This window comes from Methylobacterium sp. GC_Met_3 (assembly GCF_026540775.1).
Taxonomy (GTDB): domain Bacteria; phylum Pseudomonadota; class Alphaproteobacteria; order Rhizobiales; family Beijerinckiaceae; genus Methylobacterium.
This window is the reverse complement of sequence record NZ_JALNUL010000211.1, coordinates 1-233: the sequence shown is the minus strand read 5'-3', so window position 1 is coordinate 233 and position 233 is coordinate 1. Positions and strand designations below refer to the sequence as shown.

General features: G+C 65.2%; 1 tRNA gene. It reads right to left on the bottom strand.

From position 1 onward, the window contains the following. Nucleotides 1–44: 44 nt before the first annotated feature. Nucleotides 45–121: transfer RNA gene (locus OXS27_RS32535), tRNA-Met, on the bottom strand. Between the last annotated feature and the right edge of the window lie 112 nt (nt 122–233).

Sequence of the window (233 nt, the reverse complement as noted above, 5' to 3'; positions counted from 1 at the left end):
CGCTCTGGAGAACGGGGGCTTTTGCTGATCTGATCGTGGTGTGTTGGTTGCGGGGACAGGATTTGAACCTGTGACCTTCAGGTTATGAGCCTGACGAGCTACCGGGCTGCTCCACCCCGCGCCAAGGTGTCGGCGTATCCCGCTTTGGGTGCGGCCTGGTGGGCTGCAGCTGCGGCGGGGGCCGGATCGGTGTCGTGTCGAGGGAATGGCGCGGGCTCATGCGAGCGTTGCGC